Genomic DNA, 19111 nt, shown 5'->3' with positions numbered 1-19111 from the left:
GGCTAAGCGTTCTGCCCGGTCGAGACTCGCTCGGCCAACTTGTCGAGCTCCCTGGTGACTTGTGAATCGTCACCGTCGGGCACCAGGAACAGGCACCGTTCAATCCCGGCGGACGCGTACTTTTCGGCCATGCCCTCGTCCGAGGATGCGGCGAAGAGGCTGATCGGAATCCGGCCTCGCCCCGCATCGGCGGCGCGCCGCTGCAATCGCGCCGCGCGCTCGGCGAACTCGTCCACGTTTTCCCGCGTGACGTTCTGCGCCAGCCAACCGTCGCCGAACGCAATGATGCGGTCCTCCACAGTTGGACCCATCCCGCCGACCAGTACCGGCAGGGGCGATTGGACGGGCTTGGGGTAGGACCAGATCGAGTCGAAGTCGACGAATTCGCCGTGGTATTCCGCCTCGTCGTTGGTCCAGATCTGCCGCATCGCCTCGATCCGTTCGCGCATTACCGACATCCGAACGCGAGGGTCGGTGCCGTGGTTGGCCATCTCTTCGCGGTTCCACCCCGCTCCCACCCCGAAGAGGAAACGCCCAGCCGAAAGGCGGTCAACGCTGGCCACCTCCTTGGCCGTGGTGATGGGGTCCCGCTCCACCACGAGACACACTCCGGTGCCGATCTTCAAGCGGCTCGTCGCCGAGGCTGCGGCGGTGCACGCGACGAAGGGGTCGTAGGTGTGGGCGTACATCCTGGGCAATTCGCCGCCCCCGGGGTAGGGCGACTTCCTGCTGGTCGGGATGTGGGTGTGCTCGCAAAACAACAGCGACTCGAAACCGCGTTCTTCGCCCGCCGCCGCCAGTTCGTCTGGCCGCATACCGTAATCCGTCGGGAAATAGCACAAACCGAATTGCATAAGGGGGCCTCCCTGCCTCACACGGTGCGAAGCGACGACTGCGCTCGATCGAGCGGTCACCGTGGGCTACCCGGAGGGCTTGAAGAAAAACGGGATGCCGTGACCGGATCCGGAGAACCGTTCGCACGTCCGCGGAAGCGCACTGTTCGGCGGCCCTGCTCGCGCCCGGAGCACCCCGATAGCATGGTCGTCGACCCACCGACCTAGGAGAACCCACACCATGAGCGCCCCCGCAAACCCGTCCCCAGCAGGCCCTATCCGGGTGCCCGCCGGGACCACCGCCGCGGCCGCGGTGCGGGAGGCGGGGCTGCCGGGCCGCGGGGCCCCCGACGCGGTCGTGGTGGTGCGCGACGCCGACGGCAAGCTGCGCGACCTGAGCTGGGTGCCCGACACCGACACCGAGGTCGTTCCGGTGGCGGCCAACACCGACGACGGGCGCAGCGTCATTCGGCATTCCGCCGCACACGTGCTGGCCCAGGCCGTCCAGGGCATGTTTCCGCAAGCGAAGCTGGGGATCGGGCCGCCCATCACCGACGGCTTCTACTACGACTTCGACGTGGCGGAGCCGTTCACCCCCGAGGATCTCGCGGCGCTGGAAAAGCGGATGCGCCAGATCGTCAAGGAGGGGCAGCTGTTCGAGCGGCGCGTCTACGAGTCCAAGGACCAGGCGCGCTCCGAGCTGGCCGGCGAGCCCTACAAGCTGGAACTCGTCGACGACAAGTCCGGCGACCCCGACATCATGGAGGTCGGCGGCGACGAGCTCACCGCCTACGACAACCTCAATCCCCGCAGCCGGGAACGCGTCTGGGGCGACGTGTGCCGCGGGCCGCACATCCCGACCACCAAGCACATCCCGGCGTTCAAGCTGACCCGCAGCTCCGCCGCGTACTGGCGCGGGGACCAGAAAAACGCGAGCCTGCAACGCATTTACGGCACGGCATGGGAATCGCAGGAGGCGCTGGACCGCCACCTCGAGCTGCTCGCCGAAGCGCAGCGGCGCGACCACCGCAAGCTGGGCACCGAGCTGGACCTGTTCAGCTTTCCCGACGAAATCGGTTCGGGGCTAGCGGTTTTCCACCCCAAGGGCGGCGTGGTGCGCCGGGAGCTGGAGGAGTACTCGCGGCGCAAGCACATCGAGGCCGGGTACGAGTTCGTCAACACCCCGCACATCACCAAGGCGCAGCTGTTTCACACCTCGGGCCACCTGGACTGGTACGCCGACGGGATGTTCCCGCCGATGCACCTCGACGCCGAACTGGGCGACGACGGAACGGTGCGTAAGCCCGGGCAGGACTACTACCTCAAGCCGATGAACTGCCCGATGCACACGTTGATCTTCCGCTCCCGCGGGCGCTCGTACCGCGAACTTCCGTTGCGGCTCTTCGAATTCGGCACGGTCTACCGCTACGAGAAGTCCGGCGTGGTGCACGGGCTGACGCGGGCGCGCGGATTCACGATGGACGACTCGCACATCTTCTGCACGCGCGACCAGCTGCACGGCGAACTGGCGTCGCTGCTGCGGTTCGTGCTCGAGCTGCTGGGCGACTACGGCCTGGAGGACTTCTATCTGGAGCTGTCCACCAAGGACCCCGAGAAGTTCGTCGGCACCGACGAAATGTGGGAGCAGGCCACCAACTCCCTGGCCGAGGTGGCGGCCGAGTCGGGCCTGGAACTGGTTCCCGACCCCGGCGGCGCGGCGTTCTACGGCCCGAAGATCTCCGTGCAGGCCCGCGATGCCCTGGGCCGCAGCTGGCAGATGTCGACCATCCAGGTGGACTTCAACTTCCCGGAGCGCTTCGAGCTCGAGTACACGGCCCCGGACGGCACCCGGCAGCGGCCGGTGATGATCCACCGCGCGCTGTTCGGGTCGATCGAGCGGTTCTTCGGCATCCTCACCGAGCACTACGCGGGGGCGTTCCCGGCGTGGCTGGCCCCGGTGCAGGTGGTCGGGATCCCGGTCGCCGATGAGCACGTGTCCTACCTGGAAAGCATTGCGGCGCAGCTGAAATCGCACGGCGTGCGGGTGGAGGTGGACAGCAGCGACGACCGGATGGCCAAGAAGATCGTCCACCACACGAGCCAGAAGGTGCCGTTCATGTTGCTCGCGGGTGACCGCGACGTGCAGGCGAAGGCGGTGAGCTTCCGCTTCGGTGACCGCACGCAGATCAACGGTGTGCCGCGCGACAGCGCCGTCGACGCGATTGTGGCCTGGATCGCCGAGCGCGAGAACGCCGCGCCCACAGCCGAACTGGTGAAGGTGACCGGCGGTGAGTGAACCCACCGAACGCGCGGAGGACACCATCCTGGACACCGGTGTCGGCGAGAGTGACCACCTGCAACGGCTATGGACGCCGTACCGGATGACCTACCTGGCCGAAGCGCCGATGAAACGCGACCCCAACTCGTCGGGCAAGAGCGAGCAGCCGTTCACCGACATCCCGCAACTGTCGGACGAGGAAGGCCTGGTGGTCGCGCGCGGCGAGCTGGTCTACGCCGTCCTCAACCTCTACCCGTACAACCCGGGACACCTGATGGTGGTGCCGTATCGGCGGGTCTCCGAACTCGAGGACCTCACCGACGAGGAGAGCGCGGAGTTGATGGCCTTCATCCAGAAGGCGATTCGCGTCATCAAGAACGTGTCGCGGCCGCACGGCTTCAACGTCGGCCTCAACCTCGGAACGTCGGCGGGCGGGTCGCTGGCCGAACACCTGCACGTGCACGTCGTCCCGCGTTGGGGCGGCGACGCCAACTTCATCACCATCATCGGCGGCTCCAAGGTCATCCCGCAGCTGCTGCGCGAAACGCGCCGGCTGCTGGCCACGGAGTGGGCTAGACAGTCATGAGGTTCGAGCGCTCATGAGCAAGGTGCCGTTCCTCTCGCGGGCGGCGTTCGCGCGGCTCACCACGCCGACCGCCAAAGCGTGCCTGCGGATGGGCTTGACGCCGGACGTGGTCACCGTCCTGGGTACCACCGGATCCGTGGCGGGGGCGCTCACGCTGTTCCCGATGGGCAAACTGTTCGCCGGTAGCTGCGTGGTGTGGTTCTTCGTGCTGTTCGACATGCTCGACGGCGCCATGGCCCGCGAGCGCGGGGGCGGCACCCGGTTCGGCGCCGTGCTGGACGCCACCTGCGACCGCGTCAGCGACGGCGCGGTGTTCTGCGGCCTGCTGTGGTGGGTGGCCTTCGGCATGCACGACAAGCTGCTCACGGTGGCGACGATGATCTGTCTGGTCACGTCGCAGGTCATCTCCTACATCAAGGCGCGGGCCGAAGCCAGCGGGCTGCGCGGTGACGGCGGCATCATCGAACGCCCGGAAAGGTTGATTATCGTGCTGGTCGGCGCCGGTGTGGCGGACTTCCCATTCGTGGCCTGGCCGCCGGCGTTGCCGGTGGCCATGTGGCTGCTCGCGGTGGCCAGCGTGATCACCTGCGTGCAGCGACTGCGCACGGTGTGGACCTCGCCCGGCGCGACGGAGCGCATGCCGTGATCCCCGGGTTGGGTTTGATCACCGCGCCGCGGCGCCTGGTGTCCGGGACCGCCAGCGACTGGACGTACGCGGCCGGCTGGATGGCCGTGCGGGCGATGCCGGAATTCGCGGCGCGCTCGGCATTCGAGACCGGGGCGCGGTACGCGGCGCGGCGCGGCGGCCCGGAGCAGCTGCGCAAGAACCTGGCCCGCGTCGTCGGCGTCGCGCCGGCCGAGGTGCCCGACGAGCTGATGCGCGCATCGCTCGCGTCCTACGCCCGCTACTGGCGAGAGGCCTTCCGCCTGCCCGGGATGGATCTCCGCGCGGTCGCCCGTCAACTCGACGAGACGTTTCAGGGTGCCGACAACCTGGACGCGGCGCTGGCCAAGGGTCGCGGGGCGATCTGCGCCCTGCCGCACAGTGGTAACTGGGACATGGCCGGGGTGTGGCTGGCGCAGACGCGCGGCACCTTCACCACCGTCGCCGAGCGGCTTAAACCCGAATCACTGTATCGGCGTTTCATCGACTACCGGGAAAGCCTCGGCTTCGAAGTGCTGCCGCTGTCCGGCGGCGACCGGCCCCCCTTCGAGGTGCTGTGTGACCGGCTGCGCGACAACCGGGTGGTGTGCCTGATGGCCGAACGGGACCTCACCCGCACCGGCGTCGAGGTCGATTTCTTCGGTGAGCCCACCCGGATGCCGGCCGGGCCGGCGAGGCTGGCGATCGAGACCGGGGCGGCGCTGCTGCCTTCGCATTGCTGGTTCACCGACGACGGTTCGCGGGTTCGGATCGATCCGCCACTGGACTGCAGCAGCGGCGACGTCGGCGCCATCACCCAGGCGCTGGCCGACCGGTTCGCCCAGAACATCGCCGCGCATCCCGCGGACTGGCACATGCTGCAACCGCAGTGGCTGGCCGACCTGTCCGAAGCCCGGCAGGCGCGGCTCAGGGAGACCTGATGCGCATCGGCATGGTCTGCCCGTACTCGTTCGACGTCCCGGGCGGGGTGCAGTCGCACGTCTTGCAGCTGGCCGAGGTGATGCGGCAGCGCGGGCAGGAGGTGAGCGTCCTCGCCCCGGCGTCGCCGCACGCGGCCCTGCCGGACTACGTCGTCTCCGCCGGCAAGGCCGTCCCCATTCCCTACAACGGCTCGGTGGCCCGGCTGCGGTTCGGCCCCGCAACCCACCGCAAGGTCAAAAAGTGGCTCGCCGAAGGCGATTTCGACGTGCTGCACCTGCACGAGCCCAACGCGCCGAGCCTGTCCATGCTGGCCCTGAACATCGCCGAGGGACCGATCGTCGCGACGTTTCACACCTCGACCACCAAATCGCTGACCCTGACGGTGTTCCAGGGCATCCTGCGACCGATGCACGAAAAGATCGTCGGCCGGATCGCGGTGTCGGACCTGGCCCGCCGCTGGCAGATGGAGGCGCTGGGCACCGACGCGGTCGAGATCCCCAACGGCGTCGACGTCGACTCGTTCGCCTCGGCGCCGCCGCTGGACGGCTACCCGCGGCCGGGCAAGACGGTGCTGTTCCTGGGCCGCTACGACGAATCCCGCAAGGGCATGTCGGTCCTGCTCGACGCGCTGCCGGGCGTGGTGCAGCACTTCCCCGACGTTCAGCTGCTCATCGTCGGCCGTGGCGATGAAGCCGAATTACGGAGCCAGGCAGGCGAATTGGTCAAGCACATGCGGTTTCTGGGCCAGGTCGACGACGCCGGGAAGGCGTCCGCGATGCGCAGCGCCGACGTCTATTGCGCGCCGCATGTGGGGGGCGAGAGCTTCGGCATCGTCCTGGTCGAGGCGATGGCCGCGGGCACCGCGGTGGTGGCCAGCGACCTGGACGCCTTCCGGCGGGTGCTGCGCGACGGCGAAGTCGGGTGCCTGGTGCCGGTCGGCGACGGCGCTGCGCTGGCGGACGCCCTGATTTCGGTGCTAGAAAACGATGTGCTGCGTGAACGCTATGTGGCGGCCGGCTCGGCCGCCGTCCAGCGCTACGACTGGTCGGTGGTGGCCAGCCAGATCATGCGCGTCTACGAGACGGTCGCCGCGACCGGCGCCAAAGTTCAGGTGGCCAGCTGATGACGTGGTTAGCCGTCGCGATCGCGGTATTCGTCGGTCTGCTGGCGATTCTGGGCGCCTGGGCCTACCAGACCGCCAACCGGCTGGACCGGCTGCACGTCCGCTACGACCTGTCGTGGCAGGCGCTCGACGGCGCGTTGGCGCGGCGCGCGGTGGTCGCCCGTGCGGTCGCCATCGACGCCTATGGCGGCGCCTCGGAGGGCAGGCGGTTGGCCGCGCTGGCCGACGCCGCCGAGGCGGCGCCGCGGCAGGAGCGTGAGTCGCGCGAGAACGAGCTCTCGGCCGCGCTGGCGATCGTCGATCCCGCCTCGTTGCCGGCCGGCCTGATCGCCGAGCTGGCCGACGCCGAGGCCCGGGTGCTGCTGGCCCGCCGCTTCCACAACGACGCGGTCCGGGACACCCTGGCGCTGCGCGAGCGGTTCCTGGTGCGGACCCTTCGGCTCGGCGGGACAGCCGCGCTGCCAAGCTATTTCGAGATCGTCGAGCGCCCGCACGCGCTGGCCCACGGCGACGTCGGCTCCTTCAACGGCGTGCTCAGCCACCGCACGTCGGCGCGCGTGGCGCTGCTCGACGAGACGGGCGCGGTGCTGCTGCTGCGCGGTTCGGATCCGGCGATCGGCCGCGGTAACGCGCCGAAGTGGTGGATCACCGTCGGCGGCGAGGTGCAGAGCGGGGAGCGGTTGGCCGAGGCAGCCGCCCGCGAGCTGGCCGAAGAGACGGGACTGCGGGTGGCTCCGGGCGATTTGGTGGGCCCGGTCTGGCGGCGCGACGAGGTCTTCGAGTTCAACGGCTCGCTGATCGACAGCGAAGAGTTCTACTTCGTGTACCGCACGCAACGGTTCGAGCCGTCCGGCGCGGGCCGAACCGACCTGGAACGCAGCTACATTGGCGGCCACCGCTGGTGCGACGCGGCCGACATCGCCCGGCTGGCCGCCGCCGGGGAGACGGTGTACCCCACGCAGCTGGCCGAGTTGCTCGCGGACGCGGCCGCGCTGGCCGGCGGCCGCACACCGGGGCCGCTGCTGTCCATCCGGTGAGCTAGAACCCGCTCGCCAAGCCGTTGGAGGCCAGCGGGGGAAAACCCAGCACCAGCGGGCTGGCGATTCCGGACGTGACGCCCTGGCCGACGGATCCGGCGATGCTCACCGGGCCGGGCAGAATCCCGGGCGCGTAGTAGCCGAAATCGGCGATCGGTTTGATGAACGGCTGCAGCAGATCAGCCAGCGGATTGCCGAGGATGGGGATCCACCGGACGGGATCCAGCAGCGGCAACTGCGCGGTCTGCATGAAGTAGAAGGTCATGTTGCCGACGTGTTGCTGGATGGCGGCGGCGACCTGCGCGGCGGACACGAAGGGCATCGTGTGGTGCAGGTCGAGGAATCCGAACAGAGCGTTGAGGTCCGACGGAAGCCACAACCAGTTCGCCGGGAAGTTGGCGATCGCGTCGTACTGCAGCGTGAAGATGGACGTCGCATACGACGTGGTGAGCGGGGTGGCGAAGTGAAACGCGCCGAAGCCCGGAATGAAGTGCGTCAGGATGCCACCCATCGGGTTGTTCGGGTCGGCGAGCAGGACGAAGTTCAGCAGGTCCTGACTCGGACGTAGGGCGGCCGGCAGGGCCTGCAGGTACCGCATCTCCAGGCTGGCGATCGTCGCGCTCTGCGAATACCCAACGACCACAACATGATTGCCGGCCGCGGTTTGCGTCAGGATCGCGGAGTTCAGCGTCGCCATGCCCTGATAGACCGACTTGCCGAAGGTCTCGCTGCCGAGTCCGGTGATCGGCCAAAACTGTTCGGGGGTGCGCAAACTCACCAGGGTGTAGTCGGAGTAATTGGTGGCGAGATACGCCTGCTGGATGGACGTCATGTACTTCAGGTCCGGCGACGGATTCCCGGTGCCGCCCATGATCAGCGCGATTTTCTGCGTCCCCGTCGTCGACTGCATGGCCGCCGCGTTGGTGGCCTCCGTGTCGGCGTAGGCGTTCTTCGCGGTGATCAGCGTCTCTACGAACTGGTTGTGGAACAACTCCGCCTGGGCGCTCAACGCCTGGTACTGCTGGGCGTGCGCGTCGAGCATCGTCGCCACGCGCACCGACACCGAATCCGTGGCCGGCGGCAGCACCGACGTCGTCGGGCCGGCCACGGCCGCGTTCGTCGCCTGCAGGGACGAGCCGAGCCCTTGCAACTCGTCGGCGGCCGTCGCCATCGCGTCGGGGTCGGTGATCACGAACGACATGGGCGCTCCGCCTTGCTAACTCAGCGCCGAGCGCGCGGCGATACTTTCGCGCGGTCCGGCGATCGACTGGCTGACGGCGGCCGTCGCCCGCCCGGGAATGCCGGGGGAGGGCAGGTGCGGCGCGGTGGCCGGGCTCGCCGAAACAGGGGTGATCGGGGTGCCGGGCGCCACGGCGGCCGGAGCCGCGACGGTCGCCGGCGCCGCGGCGCCGGCCCAGCTGGACGGCACGGACAGCGGCCCGATCGAACCGGCCTGGCCCGTGTTCGCCGAGACGATGCGCCCGGCGAGCTGGGCGGCGATGGGGCTGGGGCCGCCGACGCCCGGACTTGCCGTGGACGCCAGGACCGGATCCATCGCGGGGAGGCTGCCGGCGCCGCCCAGCAGCGGATTGGTGCTGGACATCAGTTGGCCCATCACCGTGTTGATCGGTTCCATCGCGAACTGGGCGGGTGTGGAAAGCATCTGCAGCTGCGTCATCGGGTTCATCAGTTGCTGGGTCAGCGACTGGCTGAGGGACTGGAGGAGTTCCTGGCCGAAGGAGGTGAACGTCGGGGTGGGCAGGCTGGTCAGGGTGAGGGGCGGGTTGCCGAACGGCGTCCACGTGGCTTCGGCCGCCTTGGTGCTGGCGTCGTAGGCGGTCATCGCCGCCACGTCCTGGGCCCACATCTCGGCGTACTGCGCTTCGGTCGCCGCGATCGCCGCGGTGTTCTGGCCCAGGATGTTGGTCGCGATCAGCGACATCAGCAGCGCCCGGTTGGCCGCAATCACCTCCGGCGGCACCGTCGCCGTGAACGCCGCCTCGAACGCCGCGGCCGACAACCGGGTCTGATTGGCCACCAGCTCGGCCTGCCCCGACGTCGCGCTCAGCCACTGCACGTACGGGGCGGCGGCCGTGGCCATCGTCATCGACGCGGGGCCCTGCCATGGGCCGCCGGTCAGCGTGGAGACCGTCAATTCAAAGGAACTCGCGGCCGACGCCAGCTGGGCGGACAACGCATCCCACGCGGCCGCCGCCGCCCACATCGTCCCCGAGCGGGGCCCCGCGTACATCCGCGCCGAATTGATTTCCGGCGGCAACAGCACGTAATCCGGCAACACCCGAGACCTCTTCTCGGCCAACCGCCTCGGCCGGTGAGACCTTGGTTGCCCGCCCACGGATTCGCACCAGCAGCAGCGGTTGTGCAAATAGCTGACGCAATTTTTAACACAATGTGACGCGCGTCGCAGGCGCTTGGCGCGACTGATGGAAGCGGCGGCAAAACGGGTTTGTTCCCACCACTAGAGTGGAAGCCCGATGGTTCAAGGAGAGCGGGAACTAGTGGAGAGCGGCGCACGGCCGAGTCAGGCCAATCAGACGGGAACTGCGCGGGTCAAACGCGGCATGGCCGAGATGCTCAAGGGCGGCGTCATCATGGACGTCGTCACCCCGGAGCAGGCCCGCATCGCGGAGGCCGCCGGCGCCGTCGCCGTGATGGCGCTCGAACGGGTGCCCGCCGACATCCGCGCCCAGGGCGGGGTGTCGCGGATGAGCGACCCCGACATGATCGAGGGCATCATCGCCGCGGTGACCATCCCGGTGATGGCCAAGGCGCGCATCGGTCATTTCGTCGAGGCGCAGATCCTGCAGAGCCTCGGCGTGGATTACGTCGACGAGTCCGAGGTGCTCACTCCCGCGGACTACACCCACCACATCGACAAGTGGAAGTTCACCGTGCCGTTCGTGTGCGGGGCGACCAACCTGGGCGAGGCGCTGCGGCGCATCAGCGAGGGCGCGGCCATGATCCGGTCCAAGGGCGAGGCCGGCACCGGCGACGTCTCCAACGCCACCACGCACATGCGGGCGATCGGCGGCGAGATCCGCCGGCTGACCTCGATGTCGGAAGACGAATTATTCGTCGCCGCAAAGGAATTGCGGGCGCCCTACGAGCTGGTGGTCGAGGTGGCCCGGGCCGGCAAGCTGCCCGTCACCCTGTTCACCGCCGGCGGCATCGCTACGCCGGCCGACGCGGCGATGATGATGCAGCTCGGTGCCGAGGGCGTTTTCGTCGGCTCGGGGATCTTCAAGTCCGGGGATCCCGCGCAGCGCGCCGCCGCCATCGTCAAGGCGACCACCTTCTACGACGACCCGGACGTGTTGGCCAAGGTGTCGCGGGGGCTGGGCGAAGCCATGGTGGGCATCAACGTCGAGCAGATCGCGCAGCCCCACCGGCTGGCCGAACGCGGCTGGTAAGCCGGGGGCTGTTGGTGGCGATCGAAGAGATCCTTGATCTGGAGCAACTCGAGGTCAACATCTATCGCGGCCGGGTGTTCAGCCCGGAGTCCGGATACTTCCAGCGCACGTTCGGCGGCCACGTCGCCGGGCAATCCCTCGTCTCGGCGGTGCGCACGGTAGACCCGCGCTATCAGGTGCACTCGCTGCACGGCTATTTCCTGCGGCCCGGGGACGCGAACGAGCCCACGGTCTTCATCGTGGAACGCACCCGCGACGGCGGTTCGTTCGCCACCCGGCGCGTCAACGCCATTCAGCACGGCGAAATCATCTTCAGCATGGGGGCGTCCTTCCAGACCGACCAGGAGGGCATCCACCACCAGGACGCGATGCCGGCGGCGCCGCCACCCGACGGGCTGCCCGGTCTGGACTCGATCAAGGTGTTCGACGACGCCGGCTTCAAGCAGTTCGAGGAATGGGACGTCTGCATCGTGCCGCGTGACCAACTGCAGCTGTCGCCCGGCAAGGCCTCCCAGCAGCAGGTGTGGTTCCGCCACCGCGACCCGCTGCCCGACGACCCGGTGCTGCACATCTGCGCGCTGGCCTACATGAGCGACCTCACGTTGCTGGGATCGGCGCAGGTCAACCACCTCGATGTCCGCGAGCATCTGCAGGTCGCGTCGCTGGACCACGCGATGTGGTTCATGCGGGCTTTTCGGGCCGACGAGTGGCTGCTCTACGACCAGTCGTCGCCGTCGGCCAGCGGCGGGCGCTCGCTGTGCCAGGGCAAGATCTTCACGCAATCCGGCGAAATGGTGGCGGCGGTCATGCAGGAGGGGCTGACTCGCTTCCCGCGCGGATTTCAGCCGACCGCGCAGTGAGCGCGCCGCGCATCGGCGTGCTCGCGCTGCAGGGTGACACCCGCGAGCACCTGGCTGCGCTGGGCGAGGCCGGGGCCGATTCGATGCCGGTGCGGCGACGCGGCGAGCTGGAGAAGGTCGACGGGCTGGTCGTACCCGGCGGGGAGTCCACCACGATGAGCCACCTGCTGCTCGACCTCGACCTGCTGGAGCCGCTGCGTGGACTGCTGGCCGACGGGCTGCCCGCCTACGGTGCGTGCGCGGGCATGATCTTGCTGGCCAGCGAGATCCTGGACGCCGGCACGGGCGGACGCGAGGCGCTGCCGCTGCGGGCGATCGATATGACCGTGCGGCGCAACGCATTTGGACGCCAGGTCGATTCCTTCGAGGGCGACATACCGTTCGCCGGTCTGGACGGGCCGGTGCGCGCGGTGTTCATCCGTGCCCCATGGGTCGAGCGGGCCGGCGACGGCGTGCAGGTGCTAGCCGAAGCGTCGGGGCACACGGTCGCGGTGCGGCAGGGCAGGAATCTGGCGACGGCGTTTCACCCCGAGATGACCGGCGACCGTCGCGTTCACCAGCTCTTCGTGGACATCGTCAACGGGCTCGCCTGACCGTCACACCGGCGCCAGCTTGCGGGGATGAGGTAATCCGCGGAAGTGATAGCGCCGGCGATATCACGTCCGGGGAGGCGCCTGCCCCTACGGTCCTGTGGCTGCTGGGGCGGCTGAGCCGCAAGGGGAGCGGCCGGTCGGGCGGCCCGCAGCGTGCACGTAGACTCGTCTGGCGAACTTTCGAAGACAGAAGAGGTAAGAGACACCGATGAGCGGCCATTCCAAGTGGGCCACCACCAAGCACCAGAAGGCCGTCAAGGACGCGCGGCGGGGCAAGGAGTTTGCCCGGCTGATCAAGAACATCGAGGTCGCCGCCCGCACCGGCGGCGGGGACCCGGCGGGCAACCCGACGCTCTATGACGCCATTCAAAAGGCCAAGAAGACGTCGGTGCCCAACGACAACATCGAGCGCGCCCGCAAGCGCGGCGCCGGCGAGGAAGCCGGCGGCGCCGACTACCAGACGATCATGTACGAGGGCTACGGACCCAACGGCGTGGCGGTGCTGATCGAATGTCTGACCGACAACCGCAACCGCGCGGCCGGTGAGGTCCGGGTGGCGGTGACCCGCAACGGCGGCACGATGGCCGATCCGGGCTCGGTGTCGTATCTCTTCACCCGCAAGGGCGTCGTCACGCTGGAGAAGAACGGCCTGACCGAGGACGACCTGCTGGCCGCCGTGCTCGACGCGGGCGCCGAGGACGTCAACGATTTGGGTGACAGCTTCGAAATCATTTCGGAGCCAACGGATCTGGTCGCGGTGCGGACCGCCCTACAGGACGCGGGAATCGACTACGAGTCCGCCGAGGCCAGCTTCCAACCCTCGGTCAGCGTGCCGGTGGACGTCGACGGCGCCCGGAAGGTGTTCAAGCTCGTCGACGCCCTGGAGGACAGCGACGACGTGCAGAACGTCTGGACCAATGTCGACCTGTCCGACGAGGTTCTGGCCGCCCTCGACGAGGAGTGATCAGTCGCCGACGTCGGCGACCATCGGGACTAGTCGTAGCCGTGCCGCATGTCCTGAACGATGCGCGGATTGTCCAGCGTTGACGGGTCGAGCGCGCGGGGCCGGGTGTCGTCGGGAAACACCGTGGCGGCGTCGAGTACGTGCTGATTGAGGAAGCGCAGCGGGGGCGCCTGCGGGGCGGGCTTGGGCTGCAGCTCCTGCGCCGGCATCGAGTTGAGCACCGGGCGGATGTAGAGCCGGGCGGTCTGCCCCAGGTTGCGGGCCTCGTTGCCGTCGTTGCCGGGCACGGTGATGACCAGGTTGTCACCGTCGACCACGACCTCCGAACCGGAAACCCCCAGCCCGTTGACGCGCGCGCTGATGATCTGCTGCGCCTGCGCCAGTGCATCGCGGCTCGGACGGGAACCGTCCGGGGTACGTGCGGTCAACGTGACGCGGGTGCCGCCCTGGAGGTCGATGCCGAGCTTGGGGGCGGCGCGCTTGTCGCCGGTCAGGAACACCAGCAGATAGACGCCGACGAGCAGCAGCAGGAAGACGGATAGGTAGCGGGCAGGGTGCACCGGCGCCGAAGACGATGCCACGTTCCTTCTATCTCCTCGAGAATCGGTTTCTTACCCCGGACAGAGCCTAGAAAAGCCTACGTGCCCCCCACTTGGCGCTTGCGGCGCTGGTGCGTTTGGGCCGCGATTGCCGTCAGGAATCCTTGGTCGCCCGGTTGTCGCCGAATTCTTCCAAGTCGTCGGCGTCGTCGTCCTCGGCGAGGTCGTCCTCGTCGGGCAGGATCCGGTCGCGGATCGCCAGCTTCATCCAGGTCGTCACCACGCCGGGCGCAATCTCGAGGTCGACGGTGTCATCGGTGATCTCGACGACCGTGGCCTCAAGCCCGGACGTGGTGTGCACGCGGTCGCCCGGCTGCAACGACTCGTGCAGGTCGATGGTGGCCTGCATCGCGCGCTTCTGCCGTCTCGACGCGAAGTACATGAACCCGCCCATGATGAGCAGGAAGGGCAGGAACAGGATCAAACTCTCCATGAACGGGCCTGTCTTTTCGTAGTGGCTTCGTTTGGCACTTCAACGCCATCGGTGGCCGTGATGACCCGTGGGCCGCGCACCTCGTACCGGCCAGTGTGCCATTGCCGCAGGTCGCTCCCGACCGCCGCCGTACTGAGAGGCCGGGCGGGGTCGCGCCGGATAGGCTTGAGTCGCGACGTGACAGCGCGCCGCGGTGAGGAGAGAATCGTGGCCGGCCTCGAGCAGACTCGCCAGCTGGTCACTGAAATCCCCGGTCCCGCTTCGCTGGAGCTGACCAAACGCCGCGCGGCGGCGGTGTCTCATGGGGTGAACGTCTCGCTGCCGGTGTTCGTGGCGCGCGCGTTCGGCGGCATCATCGAGGACGTCGACGGCAACCGGCTCATCGACCTCGCCTCCGGCATCGCGGTGACCACGGTCGGCAACTCCTCGCCCCGAGTGGTGGAGGCGGTGCGCGCCCAGGTCGCCGAGTTCACCCACACCTGCTTCATGGTCGCGCCGTACGAGCAGTACGTCGCGGTCGCCGAGGAGCTCAACCGGATCACGCCGGGCTCCGGCGAGAAGCGCTCGGTGCTGTTCAACTCCGGCGCCGAGGCCGTCGAGAACGCCGTCAAGGTCGCTCGCGCCTACACCCGCAAGCCCGCCGTCGTGGCGTTCAACCACGCGTACCACGGCCGCACGAACCTGGCGATGGCGCTGACCGCCAAATCCAAGCCGTACAAGAGCGGCTTCGGCCCGTTCGCCCCGGAGGTCTACCGCGCCCCGGTGTCCTACCCGTACCGGGACGGGCTGCTCGACAAGGAGCTGGCCACCGACGGGGAGAAGGCCGCCGCCCGGGCGATCGACGTGATCGAGAGCCAAGTCGGCGCCGACAGCCTCGCCGCGGTCATCATCGAACCGATCGCCGGCGAAGGCGGCTTCATCGTGCCCGCCGAGGGATTCCTGCCGGCCCTGCTCAACTGGTGCCGGAACAACGACGTGGTGTTCATCGCCGACGAGGTGCAGACCGGGTTCGCGCGCACCGGGGCGATGTTCGCGTGCGAGCACGAGGGGGTCGAGCCCGACCTGATCTGCACCGCCAAGGGCATCGCCGACGGGCTGCCGCTCTCGGCGGTCACCGGCCGCGCGGAGATTATGGACGCGTCGCACGTCGGCGGTTTGGGCGGCACATTCGGCGGTAACCCAATCGCTTGTGCTGCAGCACTGGCCACCATTACCACGATCGAAAGTGACGGACTGATCGAGCGGGCCCGGCAACTGGAACGGCTGATCACCGAACCGTTGTTGCGCCTGCAGGCCGGCGATGACCGCATCGGCGAGGTGCGCGGTCGGGGCGCCATGATCGCCGTCGAGTTGGTGAAGTCAGGAACCGCCGAGCCCGATGCGGAGCTGACTCAGAGGCTCTCGACCGCGGCCCATGCCGCCGGGGTCGTCGTCTTGACCTGCGGCATGTTCGGCAACATCATCCGGCTGCTGCCGCCGCTGACCATCAGCGACGAGCTGCTGAACGAGGGCCTCGACGTCCTGGCGGGGCTGCTGGCCGACCTCTAGAACTGGGGACTCGACGGCCCCGGTGGGCAATCTCACAACGTGCTCCGATGTAAGACCATGGTGGAATACCGTTACTTTAGCTAACGTTCTAATGGTCAGCGCATCGGCGCGAAATGACTCAATAACTTTCATTGCAAGGGAATTTGTATGTCGACCATCAATCACGACGAGCGGCTCGAGCGCCGCATCGAGGACCTGACCGCCAACGACCCCCAGTTCGCCGCCGCCCGCCCGGACCCCGCGGTCGAAGCGGCGCTCGAGCGGCCCGGTCTGCGCCTGCCGCAAGTCATCCGGACCGTGCTCGACGCATATGCGGACCGCCCGGCCCTGGCGCACCGCGCGGTGGAGTTCGTCCAGGACTCTGCGAGCGGACGCACCAGGCTGGAGCTGCTCTCCCGATTCGAGACGCTCACCTATCGCGAGCTCGGTGAGCGCGTTTCCGCGCTCGGCCGCGCCTGGTCCAATGACGAGGTGCACGTCGGCGACCGGGTGTGCGTGCTGGGCTTCAACAGCGTCGACTACACCACCATCGACATGGCGCTGGCGACGATCAGCGCGGTGTCGGTCCCGCTGCAGACCAGCGCGTCGCTGACGTCGCTGCACCCGATCGTCGCCGAGACCGAGCCCACCGTGATCGCGGCGAGCGCCAACCAGCTGCCCGACGCCGTGGAGCTGATCCTGGGCGGCCACCGGCCCACCAAACTGGTGGTGTTCGACTACCACCCCGAGGTCGACGACGAGCGGGAGGCGGTGGAGACCGCCCGCGCCCGGCTCGCGGACACCGACGTCGTGGTGGAGACGCTGGCCGAGGTGCTCGAGCGCGGCAAGGCGCTGCCCGACGCGCCGCTCCCGGCCAGCGAGGAGTCCGACCCCCTGGCCCTGCTGATCTATACCTCGGGCAGCACCGGCGCCCCCAAGGGCGCGATGTACCCGCAGAGCAACGTCGCCAAGATCTGGCGCCGAGGGAGCAGGAACTGGTTCGGCGAGAGCGCTGCATCGATCACCCTGAACTTCATGCCGATGAGCCACGTGATGGGCCGCGGCATCCTCTACGGCACGCTGGGCAACGGCGGCACGGCCTACTTCGCGGCCAAGAGCGACCTCTCGACCCTGCTCGAGGATCTCGAGCTGGTGCGGCCCACCGAGCTGAACTTCGTGCCGCGCATCTGGGAAACCCTGTTCGGTGAATTCCAGCGCCTGGTCGAGCGGCGGCTTTCCGAGGGCGGCGACCGCGCTGCGGTCGAGGCCGAGGTTCTGGCCGACCAGCGCCAGTACCTGCTGGGCGGGCGGTACATCTTCGCGATGACCGGCTCGGCGCCCACGTCGCCGGAGCTGCGCACCTGGGTCGAATCGCTGCTCGAGATGCACCTGATGGACGGCTACGGCTCGACCGAGGCCGGCATGGTGTTGTTCGACGGCGAGATCCAGCGCCCGCCGGTGGTCGACTACAAGCTCGTCGACGTCCCGGACCTGGGCTACTTCAGCACCGACCGGCCGCACCCGCGGGGCGAGTTGTTGCTGCGCACGGAAAACATGTTCCCGGGCTACTACAAGCGGGCCGAGACCACCGCCAACGTCTTCGACGAGGACGGCTACTACCGGACCGGGGACGTCTTCGCCGAGGTCGCGCCCGACAAGCTGGTGTACGTCGACCGGCGCAACAACGTGCTCAAGCTGGCGCAGGGCGAGTTCGTGACGCTGGCCAAGCTGGAGGCCGAGTTCGGCAACAGCCCGCTGGTGCGTCAGATCTACGTCTACGGCAACAGCTCCCAGCCCTACCTGCTGGCCGTCGTGGTCCCGACCGAGGAGGCGTTGGCCTCGGGCGACCTGGAGACGCTCAAGCCCCAGATCGCCGACTCGCTGCAGAACGTCGCGCGTCAGGCCGGCCTGCAGTCCTACGAGGTGCCGCGCGACTTCATCATCGAGACCACTCCGTTCAGCCTGGAGAACGGCCTGCTGACCGGGATCCGCAAGCTGGCGTGGCCCAAGCTGAAGCAGCACTACGGCGAGCGGCTCGAGCGGCTTTACGCCGAGCTGGCCGAGGGGCAGGCCAACGAGCTGGCCGAACTGCGACGCAACGGCGCGAACGCGCCCGTGCTGCAGACCGTGAGCCGGGCCGCCGCAGCCATGCTGGGCACGGCGAGCAGCGAGCTGACGCCCGACGCGCACTTCACCGACCTGGGCGGAGACTCGTTGTCGGCGTTGACCTTCGGGAATCTGCTGCGCGAGATCTTCGACATCGACGTCCCCGTGGGCGTCATCGTCAGCCCGGCCAGCGACCTGCAGGCCATCGCGAACTACATCGAGGGCGAGCGGCAGGGCACCAAGCGGCCGACCTTCGCCGCCGTGCACGGCCGCGACGCGACCGAGGTGCACGCCAGTGACCTGACCCTGGACAAGTTCCTGGAGGCCGAGACGCTGGCCGCCGCGCCCAGCCTGCCCAAGCCCACCACCGAGGTGCGCACGGTCCTGCTGACCGGCGCGACCGGCTTCCTGGGCCGCTACCTGGCGCTGGAATGGCTCGAGCGCATGGACATGGTCGACGGCAAGGTCATCGCGTTGGTCCGCGCGAAGTCCGACGCGGAAGCTCGCGGCCGCCTCGACAAGACCTTCGACAGCGGAGACCCCAAGCTCCTGGCGCACTACCGCGAGCTTGCCGCCGACCACCTGGAAGTCATCGCCGGCGACAAGGGCGAGGCCAACCTCGGCCTGGACTCCCAGACCTGGCAGCGGCTGGCCGACACCGTCGACCTGATCGTCGACCCGGCAGCCCTGGTCAACCACGTCCTGCCGTACAGCGAGTTGTTCGGTCCGAACGCGCTCGGCACCGCCGAACTGATCAGGATCGCGCTGACCACCAAGCTGAAGCCGTACACCTACGTGTCGACGATCGGCGTCGGTGACCAGATCAAGCCCGGCCAGTTCGTCGAGGACGCCGACATCCGGCAGATCAGCGCGACCCGCGCGATCAACGACAACTACGCCAACGGCTACGGCAACAGCAAGTGGGCCGGCGAGGTCCTGCTCCGCGAGGCGCACGACCTGTGCGGCCTGCCGGTGGCGGTGTTCCGGTGCGACACCGGTGGCGACCAGGCTCAGCATCAGCCGGGTGAACATGTCGGGCAGGTTCAGCTGCCCGGCGTAGGTGGTGTCGGCCAGGATCATGTCGCACCGGAACACCGCCACCGGCAGGCCGCACAGGTCGTGCGCCTCGCGGAGCAGGACCTCGCCGGCCCACTTG

15 protein-coding genes and 3 pseudogenes are annotated in these 19111 nt (G+C 68.5%); 12 read left to right on the top strand and 6 right to left on the bottom strand.

Annotated features, from left to right (window positions below; genetic code table 11):
* Window positions 1–2 precede the first annotated feature (2 nt).
* Window positions 3–815, bottom strand: a complete 813-nt coding sequence (locus A5681_RS01720) for an LLM class F420-dependent oxidoreductase (protein ID WP_231996191.1) — start codon at window positions 813–815, stop codon at window positions 3–5.
* Between the two features lie 259 nt (window positions 816–1074).
* Here A5681_RS01720 and thrS point away from each other — a divergent pair, with 259 nt between their 5' ends.
* From thrS to A5681_RS01690, 6 genes are read left to right on the top strand one after another with little or no spacing between them, the layout of a single operon-like run.
* Complete coding sequence (gene thrS, locus A5681_RS01715) at window positions 1075–3129, top strand: threonine--tRNA ligase (RefSeq protein ID WP_067268861.1); 2055 nt, start codon at window positions 1075–1077, stop codon at window positions 3127–3129.
* Window positions 3122–3697 carry an HIT family protein gene (locus tag A5681_RS01710; protein WP_067268860.1) on the top strand — a complete coding sequence of 192 codons (576 nt, stop codon included), beginning with the start codon at window positions 3122–3124 and terminating at the stop codon, window positions 3695–3697. Before thrS ends, A5681_RS01710 begins: the two co-directional genes overlap by 8 nt.
* A 13-nt stretch (window positions 3698–3710) precedes the next feature.
* Window positions 3711–4343, top strand: coding sequence for a phosphatidylinositol phosphate synthase (pgsA, locus tag A5681_RS01705; RefSeq protein WP_067268859.1), 633 nt, complete (start codon window positions 3711–3713; stop codon window positions 4341–4343).
* The gene (locus A5681_RS01700; protein WP_419866286.1) at window positions 4307–5281 is read left to right on the top strand and encodes a phosphatidylinositol mannoside acyltransferase; all 975 of its coding nucleotides are present in this window, start codon (window positions 4307–4309) and stop codon (window positions 5279–5281) included. The genes pgsA and A5681_RS01700 overlap by 37 nt, the downstream gene beginning before the upstream one ends.
* A complete protein-coding gene (locus tag A5681_RS01695) occupies window positions 5281–6405 on the top strand; it encodes a glycosyltransferase family 4 protein (protein ID WP_067268858.1) in 1125 nt (374 codons plus the stop codon). Before A5681_RS01700 ends, A5681_RS01695 begins: the two co-directional genes overlap by 1 nt.
* Entirely contained in the window at window positions 6405–7442 is a 1038-nt protein-coding gene (locus A5681_RS01690; protein WP_067268857.1) for an NUDIX hydrolase, read from the top strand. Before A5681_RS01695 ends, A5681_RS01690 begins: the two co-directional genes overlap by 1 nt.
* 1 nt (window position 7443) lies before the next feature.
* Here A5681_RS01690 and A5681_RS01685 read toward each other — a convergent pair whose 3' ends face one another.
* Together A5681_RS01685 and A5681_RS27350 are read right to left on the bottom strand one after the other, a co-directional pair.
* Window positions 7444–8643, bottom strand: coding sequence for a PE-PPE domain-containing protein (locus A5681_RS01685; RefSeq protein ID WP_067268856.1), 1200 nt, complete (start codon window positions 8641–8643; stop codon window positions 7444–7446).
* 15 nt (window positions 8644–8658) lie between these two features.
* Window positions 8659–9741 (bottom strand): PPE family protein, encoded by a 1083-nt coding sequence (locus tag A5681_RS27350; protein WP_082968160.1) that lies wholly within the window; start codon window positions 9739–9741, stop codon window positions 8659–8661.
* A 220-nt stretch (window positions 9742–9961) separates the two neighbouring features.
* Here A5681_RS27350 and pdxS point away from each other — a divergent pair, with 220 nt between their 5' ends.
* The 4 genes from pdxS (at window position 9962) to A5681_RS01655 (ending at window position 13290) form a co-directional block, all read left to right on the top strand.
* Complete coding sequence (pdxS, locus tag A5681_RS01670; RefSeq protein ID WP_156737814.1) at window positions 9962–10873, top strand: pyridoxal 5'-phosphate synthase lyase subunit PdxS; 912 nt, start codon at window positions 9962–9964, stop codon at window positions 10871–10873.
* 14 nt (window positions 10874–10887) lie between these two features.
* Window positions 10888–11733, top strand: a complete 846-nt coding sequence (tesB, locus tag A5681_RS01665; RefSeq protein ID WP_067268852.1) for an acyl-CoA thioesterase II — start codon at window positions 10888–10890, stop codon at window positions 11731–11733.
* The gene (gene pdxT, locus A5681_RS01660) at window positions 11730–12326 is read left to right on the top strand and encodes a pyridoxal 5'-phosphate synthase glutaminase subunit PdxT (RefSeq protein WP_067268851.1); all 597 of its coding nucleotides are present in this window, start codon (window positions 11730–11732) and stop codon (window positions 12324–12326) included. Before tesB ends, pdxT begins: the two co-directional genes overlap by 4 nt.
* A gap of 208 nt (window positions 12327–12534) precedes the next feature.
* The gene (locus tag A5681_RS01655) at window positions 12535–13290 is read left to right on the top strand and encodes a YebC/PmpR family DNA-binding transcriptional regulator (RefSeq protein ID WP_067268850.1); all 756 of its coding nucleotides are present in this window, start codon (window positions 12535–12537) and stop codon (window positions 13288–13290) included.
* A gap of 161 nt (window positions 13291–13451) precedes the next feature.
* Here A5681_RS01655 and A5681_RS01650 read toward each other — a convergent pair.
* Both A5681_RS01650 and yajC read right to left on the bottom strand, forming a co-directional pair.
* A pseudogene (locus A5681_RS01650) lies at window positions 13452–13871 on the bottom strand (protein translocase subunit SecD); the annotation flags it as partial.
* Between the two features lie 112 nt (window positions 13872–13983).
* On the bottom strand, window positions 13984–14322 hold the full coding sequence (gene yajC / locus A5681_RS01645) for a preprotein translocase subunit YajC (RefSeq protein ID WP_067268848.1): 339 nt from the start codon (window positions 14320–14322) through the stop codon (window positions 13984–13986).
* Window positions 14323–14529: 207 nt separating this feature from the next.
* On the opposite strand from yajC, the gene gabT reads away from it, so the two are divergent.
* Complete coding sequence (gabT, locus tag A5681_RS01640) at window positions 14530–15870, top strand: 4-aminobutyrate--2-oxoglutarate transaminase (RefSeq protein WP_067268847.1); 1341 nt, start codon at window positions 14530–14532, stop codon at window positions 15868–15870.
* Window positions 15871–16017: 147 nt separating this feature from the next.
* Window positions 16018–18948 (top strand): annotated as a pseudogene (gene car, locus A5681_RS01635) (carboxylic acid reductase); the annotation flags it as partial.
* Here car and A5681_RS28100 read toward each other — a convergent pair.
* Window positions 18940–19111: pseudogene (locus A5681_RS28100) on the bottom strand (SDR family oxidoreductase); the annotation flags it as partial. The pseudogenes car and A5681_RS28100 overlap by 9 nt on opposite strands.

Source organism: Mycobacterium scrofulaceum, from assembly GCF_001667885.1.
Classification (GTDB): Bacteria; Actinomycetota; Actinomycetes; order Mycobacteriales; family Mycobacteriaceae; genus Mycobacterium; species Mycobacterium scrofulaceum_C.
Note: the sequence above shows the minus strand (reverse complement) of the source record. Positions and strands in the feature narration are given on the sequence as shown.